This is a genomic window from Acinetobacter sp. 12966, from assembly GCF_031196995.1.
GTDB classification, from domain to species: Bacteria; Pseudomonadota; Gammaproteobacteria; order Pseudomonadales; family Moraxellaceae; genus Acinetobacter; species Acinetobacter geminorum.
This window is the reverse complement of the sequence record NZ_JAVIMC010000103.1, coordinates 22,588-38,413: the sequence shown is the minus strand read 5'-3', so window position 1 is coordinate 38,413 and position 15,826 is coordinate 22,588. Positions and strand designations below refer to the sequence as shown.

The window sequence follows — 15,826 nt, the reverse complement described above, 5'->3', positions numbered from 1 at the left end:
TTAGTTATTTCGCAAGGCGAGCCATTTTTGTACAGTCGGACGTTGCCATTGCTTTAATGCATAGTTTTTTAAACGTTCTGGTACAGCATCACCATTTTGGATAAGGCGTTGCAACATCAGGGCAAGTTCAGCATCCACAATGCTCCATGAACCAAAAAGAAATTCGGCATCAGACGCAAGAAGTTTTTCTGCAACAAAGAAAAGTTTCTCCGCAGCTTTTTTGCCTTCTTCTGAAAGTGGAGTGGACGTGGGCTGAATAAAAATAACATCGGTTGGACGTTCAGTTCTTATGGCAACTAAGTCCGATCTGAGCCATGCCTGAATTTGTCTTGCTCTTGCGCGTGCTTGAATATCTTTTGGATAAATAGATGTGTCTGGATAAAGCTCTTCTAAATATTCCAAAATGGCGGAGGATTCTGATAAGGCAAAATCATTATGCTCGAGTACAGGCACTTTGGCAGTTAATGACTTTGCTACATAAGATTTTTCAAACTGGCCTTGTTGGCCTAAGTTGATGGTCGCTATTTCAAATGGGATTTGTTTTTCATGTAGCCCGACAAAAACAGTAAATGCATAGGGGCTTAGAAATTGTGAATCTGTGTACAGCATAAAATGTTCATTATTCATTGTTATTGTCCATGTCATAAAACAATCGGATTTAGTCTAAGTGAGCTGATCCAAGATTGGGTAGCTTTTTTGTGGAAAAGCTTTATCAGTTTTTGAATTAAGCCATTTCAGTTTTCAACGTTAGGACTTAATGTGCTGAAAATGCTGACGAACAATACTAAGCCAAGCTTGTACTGCTGGTGAAACAGGAAGATTCTTTTTCCAAGCCATGACTAAGTGCCATTGAATATTTGGTTTTTCGAGTGGTACTGCTGCAAATAAATTAGGGTCAAGCATGTCGGTATAATATTTCGGGAGAAGCGCAATCCCCATTCGTTGTAACACCATATCTGCCAAAAGGTGCCATTGGCTGGTACGGCAAGCAATGGTTGGGTAGAAACCATGCTGTTTACATGCATCAAGGATAATACTGTTTAAAGAGAAATTTTCAGGAAACATTAAAAATGATTGGTGTTGTAGTTCTTCTAGATTTATTTTTTTGCGGGTTGCCCAAGTTGCATCACGCCGTAAAAGGACCATTAAAGGGTAGTTACATAACTCGATGCTATTGAAAATTTGGGTATCAAAGGGTTGCAATAAAACGCCAACGTCTAGTTCATTGTTAAGCAAAGCTTGCTCAATACCACGTGAACCAACCTCCATAAAAGCCAATTCAATATCTGGTAATTGCTGATGATAATCAAATAGGGCAGTGGTTAGGAGCTGCGAACCCAAAGGCGGAACGCCGAGTTTTAAAGTTCCTGTTTTTAATTCTTGATAGTTTTCAATTTCAAGAAAGATGTTCTGTTCTGCCTGAAGAAGCTCAATCGCATGTTGATAAATGCGCTCTCCAATTTCAGTTAATTCAATTTGTCTTTTACGGCCGTGATCGGGTTTAACCAAAAGTTGGACCTGGAGCTGTTCTTCAAGCTGCTGTAATATTTTACTAATAGTCGGTTGAGTCAGATACAACTCTTCAGCAGTACGGGTAAAACTTTTAGTTTTAACCAGAGTAACAAAGCACTGTAATGATTTTAGAGAAAGCATAATAAAGAATAGATTATTCCATTTTGGAATAATATTAACATGAATAATTCATATTTAGCAGGTTTAACCAAGCTAGCATAATAGTGTAGTTAACCATTTAATTTCGAAAAATGAGTACTGAATCTGCTTCTGGAACACCCTCACAACCATCACTGTTCGTGTTAGTTAAACAAATTCTCATATTGGCTGGATTTTGGTGGATCGGATATCTCTTACATCAAAAACTTGGTGTGCCTGTATCGGCAGGCATTTTAGGTATGTTTTTATTGCTTTTATGCCTGTTCTTTAAAATTATCAAAATGGATCAGGTGGCAGTGGGAGCAACTGTTGTTTTAGGTGAACTGTTGCTGTTTTTCGTGCCTGTTGTAGTCGCCGTTGTTCAGTATAAAACTTTGTTTATGACCGAAGGCTGGCAAATTGTGTTGAGCATTGCGGTTGGGACCATTTCTGTCATGCTCAGTACGTGTCTGACTATTCACTATTACAATCGTTTAAAGGCATATTTACAGGCTCGAAAACGTCTTCAACATAAGCATATCTAAGAGAAAATGACATGAATATCTGGTCAATTCTTTGTCTGATCTGGACTTTGTCAGCCTATGTTGTGGCAAAGCGAATCTATCAGAAAAATCCAAAACTTTGGTTATCACCCGCGATTAGTGTACCTGTACTCACCATTATTTTGATGACGATTTTTGGAATTTCCTATCAAACTTATGCAGAAGATACGCAGTGGATTGTTAATTTATTAGGGCCTGCAACAGTTGCTTTCGCTGTACCGATTTATCGTTATCGGGAAACGATTCGTAAAAACCTTGGCGTCCTTTCGATTGCAATTATTGTGGGCATGAGTGTAGGTGTGATGTCAGCCTATGAGATGGCGCAGTGGTTCCACTTTAGCCCTGAAGTGACCAATAGTTTGATGGCACGTTCTATTTCCACACCATTTGCCATGATTTTAGCGGAAGATATTCACGGTTCGGCAGCATTGGTTTCTTTATTTACTGTCATTACGGGTTTGGTCGGTATGATTTGTGGTGATGCAATTTTAGCGATTACTAAAATTCGTTCTAATGTGGCCAATGGGGCAGCCTTCGGAAATGCAGCCCACGGTTTTGGTACAGTTAGAGCACAGCAACGCAATAGCGAAGAAGGTGTAATTGCCAGTTTAACCATGGTCATTGCAGGTATTTTAATGGTACTGATTGGGCCATTTGCGATTCATCTATGGTTGCTGTTGTAGATTTTATCTAACTTGATTTGTCATGTTGTTGAATAATTCTTGATAATTTTTTTATGGCTTGCCTCATCAGTTCGGGTTCAAAATCGCCTAAGCCGACAATTAAACCCGAACGTCGCCGCTCTTTTGAAAATGTCGGTGAAATTGCTTTGATGGCAATACCTGCATCGACTGCCGAGCTTGCAACGTCAATATCATTAATATGTTGAGCAAGCCATAACACCATATGCATGCCTTGATCGCCCGGCTGTAACCAAGCTAGTTCTTGAGGTATGTATTTTTCAATCAGATCAATAATGTATTCTCGAACTTCTGCATAGACATTTCGAGTACGTCGAATATGCCGCTCTAAATAGCCCTCTTGAATAAAAGTAGCCAAAACGTGTTGGTCAGCAGCAGGCGGGTGTCGATCAATTAAGACTCTAAGCCCACAAAAAGGTGCTACCAATTCTTTAGGCAATACTGCATAACCAAGTCTAAGTGATGGAAATAGAACTTTGCTGAAAGTTCCAAGATAAATCACTTGGTCGGGTGCCATACCTTGTAAAGATGGGAAGGGTTGACCGTTATAACGGAGTTCACTGTCATAGTCATCTTCAATGATCCATGCATTTTGCTGTTTTGCCCAAGCCAATAAAGCAGTACGTCTTGCTAGACTCATCGGCATGCCAAGTGGATATTGGTGAGATGGTGTCACGAATGCGGCACGTGCATGTTTAGAAAGCTTAATTCCAGTTTCCACCTGAATGCCTTCTTCATCGACAGGAACACGTACCATCCGAATGTTTTGTACAGCATGCTCAAAAATGGCCGTTGTCCCCCGATAAGCCGGATCTTCAACCCAAACTTCATCTTTTGCTTCAAATAAAATTTGGCTGCAAATATAAAGTGATTGTTGAATGCCGGGCGTAATCACAATTTGTTCAGGTTCGCAGTGGACAGAACGTGACCGTCGTATATAGTCTGCTATAGCAATTCTTAGTGATAATACCCCTTGAGGTTCACCATAACCTGATGGAGCACCTGCACCCCGAGATCTAAATTTATTACCAAATTTACGCCAAATATCACTTGGTTGAGTACGTCCAGCGGGGACAGATACCGCAAAAGGAACATGGGGAAGTGGCTTAAATTCATCAAGCACTTTGGCATATGAACGTGCCGATTTGGTCAAAGAGATCGAGTTAGGTTTATTTTCTTTTGAAGAATGTTGTATTACAGATGTTTTAACCAAAGCATGAGACACATAAGTGCCAGTTCGTGGTTGAGAGTCAAACACACCTTCAGCTAAAAGCTGATCATAAGCTTCGATAATCGTTCCGCGAGCGACCCCAAGTGTTTGAGCCAGTTCGCGTGAAGAAGGCAACGGATCGCCGGGCTGTAAATCACCACTTTGTACAGCTTCACGTAAAGCTTGAGTCAGTTGAGCACTTATCTTCCCTTGTCTTTTATCAATCTTCGCAATAGACGGAAGTTCAACAACTTTTGCCATTCTGGCCATAATTCTGGTCTACTTAAAAAAATACAAAGTGGTTCTTTTTAATAAACCACATAAACCAGAAAATTTACAACACAAAATATAAATAACCCTGATATTTACAGTGAGGTTTTGAGCCATGTATATCCCCGATGATTATGCAGAAAACCGTTTGGATGTATTACATTCTCTTATTACCGAATATCCATTTGGTGTGCTTTTTACTCATGGAAGTAATGGCTTAGATGCAAATCATCTTCCATTTGAATTGCTGGTAAATGAAGAGAACTTGGGTGTGCTACATGCGCATGTGTCTAGAGTTAATCCTGTCTGGCAGGACATTAAAAATGGAGATGAGGTACTCGTCGTGTTTCAAGCGGGCGATGCTTATATTTCACCAAACTGGTACCCATCCAAACATGAACAGCACAGACAAGTACCGACATGGAACTATAGGGTTGTGCATGCATATGGCAAAGTGACGATTCGAGATGATGAGCGATTTGTCCGTGGCGTGGTGGCTCGTTTAACCCGTACTCATGAGGCATCTCAACCTGAACCATGGAAAATGTCAGATGCACCAAAGGACTATCTTGAACCAATGTTAAAGGCGATTGTGGGAATAGAAATTGAAATTACCAAGCTGCAAGGAAAATCAAAACTTGGGCAAAATAAAGAACGTCGTGACATTTTAGGCGCGGCAGATGGCCTATCGAAATCTGGTCATCAAACTATAGCGGACGCTATGTATAGTGTCGCTGAGTTAAATAAATAATTTTGAAAATATAAAAGCTTAATATCAATTGAGGAGATAAAGATGTCTTTGACTACACCTGTTGAGTTATTGGGTGAACACGTTATTTTAAAGCCGCTAGATGTAACTCAAACTGACTTACTGGCAGAGGCCGTTTGCGATGGGGAGCTCTATAATCTTTGGTATACCCGTGTGCCAAGACCTGAACAAATGGCTGCTGAAATTGAAAGGCGTCTTGGTTTACAAAAATCCGGCTCTATGCTGCCATTTTATATTGAAGATCGAAAAACGGGACGGGCGTTGGGCATGACAACACTAATGCATATTGAAGAAGCACATCGCCGTGTAGAAATTGGTTCGACATGGTACCGCAAATCTGCACAGCGTACGCCTGTAAATACTGAATGTAAGAAGCTATTGCTCGCTCACGCATTTGAGACTTTAAACTGTATTGCTGTTGAGTTACGCACATCTTCTTTAAATGTTCAAAGTCAAGCCGCGATTGTACGCTTGGGTGCAAAGCTCGATGGTGTGCTAAGAAGCCATCAAATTGTGAAAGATGATATTTTGAGGGATACCCATGTTTATAGCATTTTAAAACATGAGTGGCCTGCGGTTCGCCAAAATCTGGAATGGATGTTGAATAAACCACGTTAAAAGGAATTTTAAGCAAGCTGTTTTTCTCTTTTTGGGCTTAGCCAGAAGAGAGAAGCTGTGACAATCATTAACCTGAAGTTAATAACTACCGATGTAGGTTGATTGATCAAAATTCCATAAAGCGCTTTTATAGATTCAGAACAAAACTGCGATCTATATAGGTAAGCACATGGAAGGATCAGTTCAGAATAAAGAACGATTATGGACAAAGCGGCGTCATGCCAAACAGCTAAAACTGGAGATGGCAAGCCAATATACCGATGGTGTGGTCATTCCAACCCAAGACATTATTAAAGTCTTAGAAACCTTGATTACACCGGGTGACAGAGTCGTACTTGAAGGGAATAACCAAAAGCAAGCAGATTTCTTATCTCGATCTTTGGCACAAACCAATCCAGATGTTTTGCATGATTTACATATGATTATGCCAAGTGTCGGGCGTTCGGAACATCTTGATCTATTTGAAAAAGGTATTGCACGCAAGCTCGATTTCTCTTTTGCTGGCCCGCAAAGTTTACGTATTAGCCAGTTAATTGAAGATGGCCTGTTAGAGATTGGTGCCATTCATACCTATATCGAGTTGTATTCACGTTTGGTGGTCGACCTAATTCCAAATGTGGTGCTCTCGGCGGGTTTTATGGCGGACCGCCAAGGCAATATCTATACAGGCCCTAGCACCGAAGACTCTCCAGCACTCATTGAACCTGCTGCTTTTAGTGACGGTATCGTGATTGTTCAGGTCAATGAACTGGTCGATGACGTTTCAGATTTACCACGTGTCGATATTCCTGCTTCTTGGGTTGATTATGTGGTGGTGGCAGATCAGCCATTTTATATCGAACCGTTATTTACTCGTGACCCGAAACACATCAAGCCAGTGCATGTGCTTATGGCGATGATGGCAATTCGCGGAATTTATGAAAAGCATAATGTGCAATCGTTAAACCATGGTATTGGTTTTAACACTGCGGCAATTGAACTGATTTTACCGACCTATGGTGAGTCTTTAGGTTTAAAAGGAAAAATTTGCCGAAACTGGACTCTGAATCCGCATCCAACCTTAATTCCAGCGATTGAAACTGGATGGGTTGAAAGCGTGCATTGTTTTGGTACTGAACTCGGTATGGAAAAATATGTTGCAGCTCGTCCCGACGTGTTCTTTACAGGTCGTGATGGCGCTTTACGTTCCAACCGCATGATGTGTCAGCTTGCAGGTCAATACGCTGTTGATCTATTTATTGGCGCAACTTTGCAAGTTGATGGCATGGGGCATTCTTCGACTGTCACCAAAGGTCGTTTGGCTGGTTTCGGTGGGGCACCAAATATGGGGCATGATCCACGCGGACGTCGTCACGATACGCCAGCATGGCTAGATATGCGCTTGCAAGGTGCCAATGAAACAGAAACCTATTTGGCACGTGGTAAAAAGCTGGTGGTGCAAATGGTCGAAACCTTCCAAGAGGGTGGCAAGCCAACTTTTGTAGATCGTCTTGATGCGATTGATGTTGCTAAAACAGCAGGTCTGCCTTTAGCACCGATCATGATTTATGGTGATGATGTCACCCATTTACTCACCGAAGAAGGCATTGCTTATTTATATAAAGCAAGCAGCCAAGAAGAGCGCCAAGCCATGATTGCTGCGGTGGCAGGTGTGACTAGCATTGGTTTAAGCCAAGACCCGAAAACAACAGCACGTTTAAGACGTGAAGGTTTGGTGGTATTTCCTGAAGATTTAGGTATTCGCCGTACCGATGCCACACGTGAACTTTTAGCTGCTAAAAATATTGCCGACTTGGTGACATGGTCTGATGGTTTATATCAACCCCCTGCAAAATTCAGGAGTTGGTAATGATGGCACAAGTTAAATATCAAACGCTCAGCGATAGTCATATTTTGGCAAGTTTAGCGGTCGAAGCGTTAATTGATGAAGTTAATCTGACACCGAAACCAGCTTTGGTTGATCGGCGTGGCAGTGGCGCACATGATGACCTGACTTTGGAATTAATGGAGCGCTCTGCAAAAAGTTTAGAACCTATGTTTGAGGCAATGGCTCAAGCAGCCATACATCATGGTGAGGTTTGTTTAGCCTTGCGTGAACACATTGGAGAAATCGGTCGCCAAGGTGAAAAGACCATGATGTTGGCAACAAATGGTGTAAATACACACCGCGGTGCAATTTGGGCCTTGGGTTTAATGGTGACGGCCGCAGCATTGGCACGCACGAATCAACAATATTTATCGGCTGTTGAGCTATGCCATTTAGCTGGTCAGATTGCTCAGCTTGAAGATCGCTTTATTCCAAAGAAGGCTTTGAGTCATGGCCAACAAGTTACAGAAAAAATTAGGCATCTTAGGTGCCAAAGAACAGGCACAACAAGGTTTTCCAACTATTGTGAATTTTGGGTTAAAGCAGCTTTACCAAAGTCGTAGTAAACCAATGAAAGAAGAGTTCGCTCGCTTAGATGCCTTACTTGCCATGATGACTGACCTGACCGATACCTGTGTGCTTTATCGCTCGGGAACATCGGGTTTAAAGCGTATGCAACAAGGTGCTCAGCAAGTACTTGATTTGGGCGGCAGCTCAAGCTTAGAAGGTCGCCGAGCTTTGCATCTTTTAGAGATTGATCTACTTCGGATGAAAGCCTCCGCTGGTGGTGCCGCAGATTTGTTGGCAACAACATTGTTTATAGATCGTGCTCAGCAGTCATCTTTAAAAAATAAAGAGGGATTTTGATTATGGAAACACTTCATTTTGAATTTGTTGCAACAGAGCCACCTGTAAAAAAAGCGTTGGTAGGATGTGTCGGCTCTGGCGATTTAGAAATTTTGATGGAACCTGGTGAAACTGGAAAAGCTTCTATTCATGTAGTGACTTCGGTAGATGGCAGTGCAGCACGTTGGCACAATGTTTTTGAACGAATTTTTACTGCGCAAATACCACCTGCCGTCAATATTGATATTCATGACTTTGGTGCAACTCCCGGTGTCGTGCGCTTACGTCTGGAACAAGCATTAGAGGAGATTGCGCATGACTGATATCCAAAGTTTATTAAATAAACAAGATTTTATTGAACTCAGCGCCAGAGAGCGTGCTAAAGCATTATTAGATGAAGGGACTTTTCGAGAGTTACTCGACCCATTTGCCCGTGTTATGTCGCCTTGGTTGGTTCAGCAAAATATTGTCCCACAAGCCGATGATGGTGTAGTGATTGCAAAAGGATCTATTCAAGAACGCCCAGTGGTTTTAATTTCAATTGAAGGCTTATTTCAAGGTGGAAGTTTAGGCGAGGTGGGCGGTGCCAAAATTGCGGGAGCCTTAGAGCTTGCAGTTGAAGACAACCTGAAAGGCATTCCAACAGCAGCAATCTTACTTTTAGAAACGGGTGGCGTTCGTTTACAAGAAGCAAATCTGGGTTTGGCAGCCATTGCTGAGATTCAGGCTGCAATTGTGAACTTACGTCAGTATCAACCTGTGATTGCAGTAGTTGCAGGCAGTGTAGGGTGCTTTGGCGGTATGTCAATTGCGGCTGGCCTATGTAGCTATATTGTAATGACACAAGAAGGGCGTTTAGGCTTAAATGGCCCGCAAGTAATTGAACAAGAAGCTGGTGTTCAAGAATATAACGCCAAAGATCGTCCATTTATATGGAGTATTACTGGTGGTAATCAGCGCTTCACTAGTGGTTTGGCAGATGCTTATGTAGACGATGATCGCCAGAAAATTCGTCAGCAAGTCATCGATTATTTAACTCAAGGCGTACCTCACCAGCATCGTAGTTCAAATTACTCATTCTATTTAGAAAAGCTACAACAAGTTGATACTGGTGAGCAAATTACCCCAGCACAAGTTCAAGCTTTGTATCAAGGAGAGCAAGCATGAATATCGCCGTTGATACATTAAAAGCATCTACTCGTGGTGCACATTGGTTTAAAGCACTGACACAAGGCTTTAAGACAGTTGAAGGTTTTCAAGCTTCTGTTTGGGTAGCTGATGGTCAGATTGATCAGCAAGCAGTGCGTGTGATTGCAGTTGTGCAAGATAGTAATAATCTGTTCCCACGGGCAAGACAAGGCGAAGTTGGACTCTTAGAAGGCTGGAATTTAGCAAAAGCGGTTGATGAGGTGATTCAAGCCGATGCAAATGCAGAAACTAAACGCGGCATTTTATGTCTGGTTGATGTTCCAAGTCAGGCCTATGGGCGCCGTGAAGAATTATTAGGCATTCATCAAGCTTTAGCGGGTGCAGTAGATAGCTATGCTAGAGCCAGATTAGCAGGCCATCCTATTGTTAGCTTGTTGGTTGGTAAATCGATGTCGGGTGCTTTCTTGGCGCATGGATATCAAGCCAATCGTATTATTGCCTTAAAAGATTCAGGTGTTATGGTGCATGCGATGGGTAAGGAATCTGCTGCACGCGTTACCTTGCGATCAGTTGATGAGTTAGAGCAATTGGCCTCAAGCATTCCGCCAATGGCTTATGACATTGAAAGTTATGCCACGCTTGGTTTGTTATCTGAACTGTTATCTGTTGAAAACCCTGAACAACCGACAAATGATGATCTTTTGTTAGCGAAGCAGGTGATTGCTCAAGCATTTAAAGAAATTAATGCTGAGCAGTCTAGAGGACTGGAACAAAGACTTCACGGACAAAACCGTCAGATGTCTAAGAAGGTTCGTGAATTATTGCGTGAGCAATGGTCATGAAACTTAATCTCGAAGCCCATGATTTGCTGTGGGGCATGACAGCCGACTGCTTGGCTGATGATGCTCCGCTTTGGGTGAAAGAGGTGTTACTACGCGGTGATCCCGTTGTAGTTCGACGGGAAATTACTCCTGAAGATCAGGTGGCTGTGGGTATAAGGGGGCAATTTCGTCATCAACGATATGCAGCGCAAATGCCACGATCTGCAATTAGCAGACAGCTTAAACCCGAAGAATTGACTCATGTAGATATGCAGCAGTTTGCACACTTGGCAGAACGTTTACAGAGCATTTCCAGCATTATGAAAAAATTTTCAGGATGTTGGGGATATACAGGAAGTTTCGGGTTTGAACTGGCAACTGGCATTAAAACAGTAACCCAACAAAGTGACATAGATCTGTTGATTCGAGCTGAACAATCTTTTGCCAAAAAGCTGGCAATTGAGCTACTCGAAAATTTTCAGCAAGCAGCGCTTAATGTGGATATACAACTGCAACTACCACAAGGTGGTTTGGCATTAAAAGAATGGGCTGAGAACAGTGGAAAAGTTCTATTGAAACGTTCTGATGGTGCTGTTTTATTAGAAAACCCATGGAATTAGGGAATAGATATCATGGCTTCAATTTGGGTATATCCGGGGCAAGGTGTGCAACGAAGCAATATGTTGCACGACTTACCTCAAACCGCTCTAGTTAAAGAATACCTTGAGCGTGCATCGGATGCACTCAAAGAAGATGTCTTGATGCTAGATAGTCCGGCTGCATTGCAATCGACACGTGCAGTACAGCTTTGTTTACTGATTTCAGGTGTGGTGAGTTCTGCACTATTAAGTGTGGAAAACTTAACACCAGATTATGTTGCGGGCTTATCAATCGGTGCATGGTCAGCGGCGGTTGTAGCGGGAGTTTTATCCTATGAAGATGCTATTCGTTTGGTTGCCTATCGCGGTGAACTCATGCAAAACGCCTATCCGGTGGGCTATGGTATGACCGCCTTGATTGGTGCAGATCGTTCAGCAGTAGAAGTATGGGTCAAACAGATTTATGAAATAACGCCACAGGTGTTTGTTGCAAATATTAATGCACATAACCAGATCGTTATTTCAGGAAGCTTTGAAGCCATGTACCAAGTTGCTGTTTTGGCAAAGCAACAAGGCGTGGTGGCAAAAAAATTAGATGTATCGGTGCCATCGCACTGTGAATTATTAAGTCAGCAAGCAAAGCAACTTGCAGCGTCTATGGAGGGAGTGACTTTAAAGCAGCCTAAAATACGTTATTTAAGTGGTACAACGGCTCGTACGCTTAGCAGGCCAGAACAGATTGGTGATGACTTGGCTTTTAATATGAGCCGAACTGTAGATTGGGAAAGTACCATCCAAGCTGCATGGGAGCGAGGTGTGAGGTTGCAGATTGAAGCTTTACCGGGAACGGTGCTTACTACACTTGCACGTCGAATATTTAAAGAAGGAACTGTATTGTCATTTCAGGGAACACGTTTAGACAGCATTCAGTTAGCAATGCAAAATGAAAATAACGCTTCTTTGTAATTACAATATAAATTAAAAATTGAGTAATAACCCAAGGATATGAGGGATTTACAATGATTATATATGGAACAGCAATATTAGCGATCTGCCATTTATTAGGCGACTATCTTGGCAATACCTTAGGCATGGTATTAGGTGTTAAAGCGAATGTCGGTGGCGTTGCTATTTCAATGATTCTGTTGATCTTATCTAAAGAATTACTGGCAAAAAAAGGTTACTTACCTCAAGTCACACAATTCGGCATTTTGTATTGGTCAGGTATGTATATTCCGATCGTTGTTGCGATGTCGGCAGGTCAAAATGTCGTTGCAGCTTTATCGGGTGGCATGTTAGGGCTGATTGTCTCTATTGCATCGTTAATCGGTACGGTTTTAGTCATCCGTTATTTAAATAGAATTAGTGGTGACTATGAAACCTATGAATGGACAATAGAATCTAAGGAAAAAATAGCCTAAGCAATAAAACTACAAGAAGTTCAATCAAAAAGGATTTAAATGATGGACGCTATAATTGCTGTGTTATCAAAAAATGCATTAGTTACTGCTCTTGCCGTAACGGGTTTAATGATGTTTGTTTCCCATTTACTCTCAAAATATTTGACGAAGGGAAAATTACAAAGCTCTGCAATCGCGATTACTTTAGGTTTGGTTGTTGCTTACTTTGCAGGAGTTTATACGCAGGGAACCAAAGGTGTTTCGGACATCGCTATTTTTTCTGGTTTTGCGCTCTTGGGCGGAGCCATGATTCGTGATTTAGCTATCGCTTCAACTGCATTTGAAGTTGATGTGAAAGAGGTGAAGAAAGCAGGCAAAATTGGTCTAATTGCATTAATGCTTGGTTGTGTTGTGCCTTTTGCAATTGGAGTTCTGGTCGCATGGGGCATGGGGTATCGAGATCCAATTTCGATGACAACGATCGGTGCAGGTGCAATGACTTATATTGTTGGTCCGATTACAGGAACCGCAATTGGTGCAAGCTCTGATGTGATTGCTCTTTCTATTGCAATTGGATTAATCAAGTCAGTTTTCTTTATGGTAGGGACGCCATTGCTTGCGAAATTTATGTATCTAAAAAGTCCGCGCTCTGCCATGGTCTTTGGTGGTTTGGCTGGAACAACCAGTGGCACCGCAGCAGGCCTAGCTGGCACTGATGTACGACTTGTACCTTATGGCGCTTTGGTTGCAACCTTCTATACAGGACTTGGCTGTTTACTTGGACCTTCTGTATTTTTCTTAACGGTTAATGCGATTTTTGGATAAATTTTTGAAAATCCTATAACGGCAACTCATTATTCTTTAATAAGTTGCCGATATTTATCTTTTAAAATTAGTGGCGAACATACGACATTCAGCAATCAGAGCAAGTAAGTTTGGGTCGCGTTCTTTACTTTTTAGAAAGACTAAACCGATTTCTTGTTGCATATGATATTGCTGTTTTAGTGGAATAAGTTTTACTGAACTTTCATAGACGGCAGAAATACGACCGGGTAGTAGAGCAAAACCGACACCTGAGCTGACCATACTAATGAGGGTAAAAATATCATTGACCTGTAAAGCAACTTTTGGTGAAAAACCTGCTTTTTTAAAAATGATGTCGCTGTCGTTATGAGTTGCAAAACCCTTAGTTAAAGTTAAAAAAGTTTCTTCTTTTAAAAGGCTTAAATCAATATCTTTAAAATCGGCATATTTTGAATCTTTATTGACTGCCAGAAAGATATCGTCTGAAAACATCGGCAAAATTTCAAAGTCATCATCTTGAGTGGTTTCATTTAAAGCCACGATAATTGCATCCAGCTCAGTTGCTTTAAGCTTTTTCACCAAATCCTGATTCGAACTCAGCAACAGTTGAATATCAAGCTCACTGCGTCTGAGTTTAAGGCCGCTAATCACATTTGGAATGGTGTTTACCGTCAAAGAATAAAGAGAACCTAGATGTAAAACCTTGGCTGCAAAACCTGCTGCTTCTCTGGTTTTATTTACGGTAATAAAAATGTCTTGTACGATTTTCTGTGCCCGTTCTTCAAAGACATAAGCACTTTTTAAAGGAATGAGGTTACGGCCTTCATTTTTAAAAAGAGGGCAACGTAAAGCACTTTCTAAAGAATGTAAGGCTTTATGAACACTGACATTGCTCAACTGCATTTCTGTGGCTGTTTTAGACAAATTTCCGCAGCGCATGAAAGCTAAAAAAATCTGTATTTTTTTAAGGGTGAGTTCTTCATCAATTTCCATATTAATTCCTTGAACCAGTTTCCCTTAACACTATAGATTTGAGCTATAAAGTTAGCACAAAATAAAGACTATAAAATTGTGCTTAGGTCGAAGCATATCTTTATAAACTTGCTTCAACTCTTTGTTGAATGGTTTTGATAACCTGATCTAATGCATTTTGAATTTTAGTGTTCCATTCAAAAGAGCAATTGATTCTTAAATAATATTGCTGTGCAGGTAAAACACTAAACAAAGGGCTTGGCGCAACGCCAATGTCTTGCTGAATCAATTCTTCATAAACTTGCATACTGTCCAGCGTACTAGGAAGTTTGACCCATAGAAAATAACCACTTGGGTAGTAATACACTTCACAAGAGCTAGGTAAATGTTGTTTTAAATAATGATAAAACTGCTTTTTATAACGCTCAAGTGAAAGCCTAAGCGTACGTAAGTGTTTTTCATAATGATGATGAGACAAAAACTCAATCAATGCATTTTGAATGAGTGCATTCACTGAAATAGTACTCATGAGCTGTAAGTGTTGAATATGGTCTGAAAATTTACCCGCATAGACCCAACCGACCCGAAAACCTGCACCTAATGTTTTAGAAAAAGACGAACAGTGCAGTACCAGATTTTGTTGATCAAAATACTTCATTGAAAGTGGTTTTTGCCCACCGTAATAAAGCTCTTCATAGACATCATCTTCAATTAAATAGATTTGATGTTCGTGAAGCAACTTAGCAATTTTATATTTAATGTCATCACTGACTGTAAAACCAATCGGGTTGTGGCTATTTAACATGAGCCAACATACTTTAATTGGATATGTATGAATAACCTGTTCAAAAGCCTCTAGATCAAAACCATGTTGCGGATGCTCAGGAATGGTAATCACTTTAAGTCCTAAACGCTCAGCGGCTTGCCAAGCGCCGTAAAACACGGTTTGTTGCAATAGAATATAATCGCCGGGTTGAGCGACAGCTTGTAGCGAAAGGTTTAGTGCATCTAAACCTCCAGATGTAATGACAATGTCATCTGGATCGGTCTGTATACCTTGCATACAGTAGCGCTGAGCAATCAGTTTTCTTAACGCTAAATTACCAGGAGGCAAGCTTGTGGTCTGGTCATAGCTTTGTCTTTTGCGCGCAAGTTGCCCCATAATTTGAATAAGTTTAGGTGCTGTTAAAAGCTGACTGTCTGGAAAAGCTGAGCCAAAAGGTACGACAGACTCATGTTGAATTGACTTAAGATATTTAAAAACTAAGGAATTAATTTCAATTTTAGAGTTTAGTGAAACAATTGAATATTGTTCGAGTGGCTTTAGTGCAATTTGCTCGGCAACAAAGTAGCCAGATTTTTCTTTTGAATAGATCAGACCTTGTGATTCAAGCTCCTGATAAGCATTCATGACGGTCATTAAACTAAAACCAGAACGTTGTACCTGATCTCTCAATGACGGTAATTTCTCATGTGCATTTAAAGTGCCGCTCTCAATGAGTTGGCGAATGCTATGAGCGAGTTGTTCTGATTTATACATGTAGGGGCTGCACGAAATAACAAAATGAAAGAAGCACTTAATCAATA

Annotated in this window: 19 protein-coding genes; 14 read left to right on the top strand and 5 right to left on the bottom strand. The window is 41.1% G+C overall.

Features of this window, described 5'->3' with window-relative positions; translation table 11 throughout:
* Window positions 1-627, bottom strand: coding sequence for a glutathione transferase (gene yfcF / locus RFW85_RS16020; protein WP_170247814.1), 627 nt, complete (start codon window positions 625-627; stop codon window positions 1-3).
* Between the two features lie 120 nt (window positions 628-747).
* Entirely contained in the window at window positions 748-1,653 is a 906-nt protein-coding gene (locus RFW85_RS16015) for a LysR family transcriptional regulator (protein WP_170247813.1), read from the bottom strand.
* A 110-nt stretch (window positions 1,654-1,763) separates the two neighbouring features.
* On the opposite strand from RFW85_RS16015, the gene RFW85_RS16010 reads away from it, so the two are divergent.
* Window positions 1,764-2,195 carry a CidA/LrgA family protein gene (locus RFW85_RS16010; RefSeq protein ID WP_309171676.1) on the top strand — a complete coding sequence of 144 codons (432 nt, stop codon included), beginning with the start codon at window positions 1,764-1,766 and terminating at the stop codon, window positions 2,193-2,195.
* Between the two features lie 11 nt (window positions 2,196-2,206).
* Window positions 2,207-2,896 (top strand): LrgB family protein, encoded by a 690-nt coding sequence (locus RFW85_RS16005; RefSeq protein WP_033850199.1) that lies wholly within the window; start codon window positions 2,207-2,209, stop codon window positions 2,894-2,896.
* Between the two features lie 7 nt (window positions 2,897-2,903).
* Here the strand turns inward: RFW85_RS16005 and RFW85_RS16000 are convergent, their stop codons facing one another.
* The gene (locus tag RFW85_RS16000) at window positions 2,904-4,394 is read right to left on the bottom strand and encodes a PLP-dependent aminotransferase family protein (RefSeq protein WP_309171675.1); all 1,491 of its coding nucleotides are present in this window, start codon (window positions 4,392-4,394) and stop codon (window positions 2,904-2,906) included.
* Window positions 4,395-4,509: 115 nt separating this feature from the next.
* On the opposite strand from RFW85_RS16000, the gene RFW85_RS15995 reads away from it, so the two are divergent.
* The 12 genes from RFW85_RS15995 (at window position 4,510) to madM (ending at window position 13,288) form a co-directional block, all read left to right on the top strand.
* Window positions 4,510-5,145, top strand: a complete 636-nt coding sequence (locus tag RFW85_RS15995) for an FMN-binding negative transcriptional regulator (protein ID WP_086266156.1) — start codon at window positions 4,510-4,512, stop codon at window positions 5,143-5,145.
* 42 nt (window positions 5,146-5,187) lie between these two features.
* On the top strand, window positions 5,188-5,781 hold the full coding sequence (locus RFW85_RS15990; protein WP_170247811.1) for a GNAT family N-acetyltransferase: 594 nt from the start codon (window positions 5,188-5,190) through the stop codon (window positions 5,779-5,781).
* A gap of 169 nt (window positions 5,782-5,950) precedes the next feature.
* Window positions 5,951-7,630: a malonate decarboxylase subunit alpha gene (gene mdcA, locus RFW85_RS15985; RefSeq protein WP_170247810.1), complete on the top strand. Its 1,680-nt coding sequence runs from the start codon at window positions 5,951-5,953 to the stop codon at window positions 7,628-7,630.
* Window positions 7,630-8,211, top strand: a complete 582-nt coding sequence (locus RFW85_RS15980) for a triphosphoribosyl-dephospho-CoA synthase (RefSeq protein ID WP_375143869.1) — start codon at window positions 7,630-7,632, stop codon at window positions 8,209-8,211. The genes mdcA and RFW85_RS15980 overlap by 1 nt, the downstream gene beginning before the upstream one ends.
* A complete protein-coding gene (locus tag RFW85_RS20075; protein ID WP_375143868.1) occupies window positions 8,174-8,515 on the top strand; it encodes a triphosphoribosyl-dephospho-CoA synthase in 342 nt (113 codons plus the stop codon). Before RFW85_RS15980 ends, RFW85_RS20075 begins: the two co-directional genes overlap by 38 nt.
* Before the next feature lie 2 nt (window positions 8,516-8,517).
* Window positions 8,518-8,817 (top strand): malonate decarboxylase subunit delta, encoded by a 300-nt coding sequence (locus RFW85_RS15975; RefSeq protein WP_170247808.1) that lies wholly within the window; start codon window positions 8,518-8,520, stop codon window positions 8,815-8,817.
* Window positions 8,810-9,661, top strand: a complete 852-nt coding sequence (locus RFW85_RS15970) for a biotin-independent malonate decarboxylase subunit beta (RefSeq protein ID WP_170247807.1) — start codon at window positions 8,810-8,812, stop codon at window positions 9,659-9,661. Before RFW85_RS15975 ends, RFW85_RS15970 begins: the two co-directional genes overlap by 8 nt.
* Entirely contained in the window at window positions 9,658-10,485 is an 828-nt protein-coding gene (mdcE, locus tag RFW85_RS15965) for a biotin-independent malonate decarboxylase subunit gamma (protein ID WP_170247806.1), read from the top strand. Before RFW85_RS15970 ends, mdcE begins: the two co-directional genes overlap by 4 nt.
* Window positions 10,476-11,084, top strand: coding sequence for a malonate decarboxylase holo-ACP synthase (locus RFW85_RS15960; protein ID WP_170247805.1), 609 nt, complete (start codon window positions 10,476-10,478; stop codon window positions 11,082-11,084). The genes mdcE and RFW85_RS15960 overlap by 10 nt, the downstream gene beginning before the upstream one ends.
* A gap of 12 nt (window positions 11,085-11,096) precedes the next feature.
* A complete protein-coding gene (gene mdcH / locus RFW85_RS15955) occupies window positions 11,097-12,029 on the top strand; it encodes a malonate decarboxylase subunit epsilon (protein WP_170247804.1) in 933 nt (310 codons plus the stop codon).
* Window positions 12,030-12,082: 53 nt separating this feature from the next.
* Window positions 12,083-12,484: a malonate transporter subunit MadL gene (gene madL, locus RFW85_RS15950; protein WP_170247803.1), complete on the top strand. Its 402-nt coding sequence runs from the start codon at window positions 12,083-12,085 to the stop codon at window positions 12,482-12,484.
* Window positions 12,485-12,526: 42 nt separating this feature from the next.
* Window positions 12,527-13,288, top strand: a complete 762-nt coding sequence (gene madM / locus RFW85_RS15945) for a malonate transporter subunit MadM (protein ID WP_002133212.1) — start codon at window positions 12,527-12,529, stop codon at window positions 13,286-13,288.
* 54 nt (window positions 13,289-13,342) lie between these two features.
* Here madM and RFW85_RS15940 read toward each other — a convergent pair whose 3' ends face one another.
* Both RFW85_RS15940 and RFW85_RS15935 read right to left on the bottom strand, forming a co-directional pair.
* Entirely contained in the window at window positions 13,343-14,260 is a 918-nt protein-coding gene (locus RFW85_RS15940) for a LysR family transcriptional regulator (protein WP_019458888.1), read from the bottom strand.
* A gap of 100 nt (window positions 14,261-14,360) precedes the next feature.
* A complete protein-coding gene (locus RFW85_RS15935) occupies window positions 14,361-15,779 on the bottom strand; it encodes a PLP-dependent aminotransferase family protein (RefSeq protein ID WP_309171674.1) in 1,419 nt (472 codons plus the stop codon).
* Window positions 15,780-15,826 lie beyond the last annotated feature (47 nt).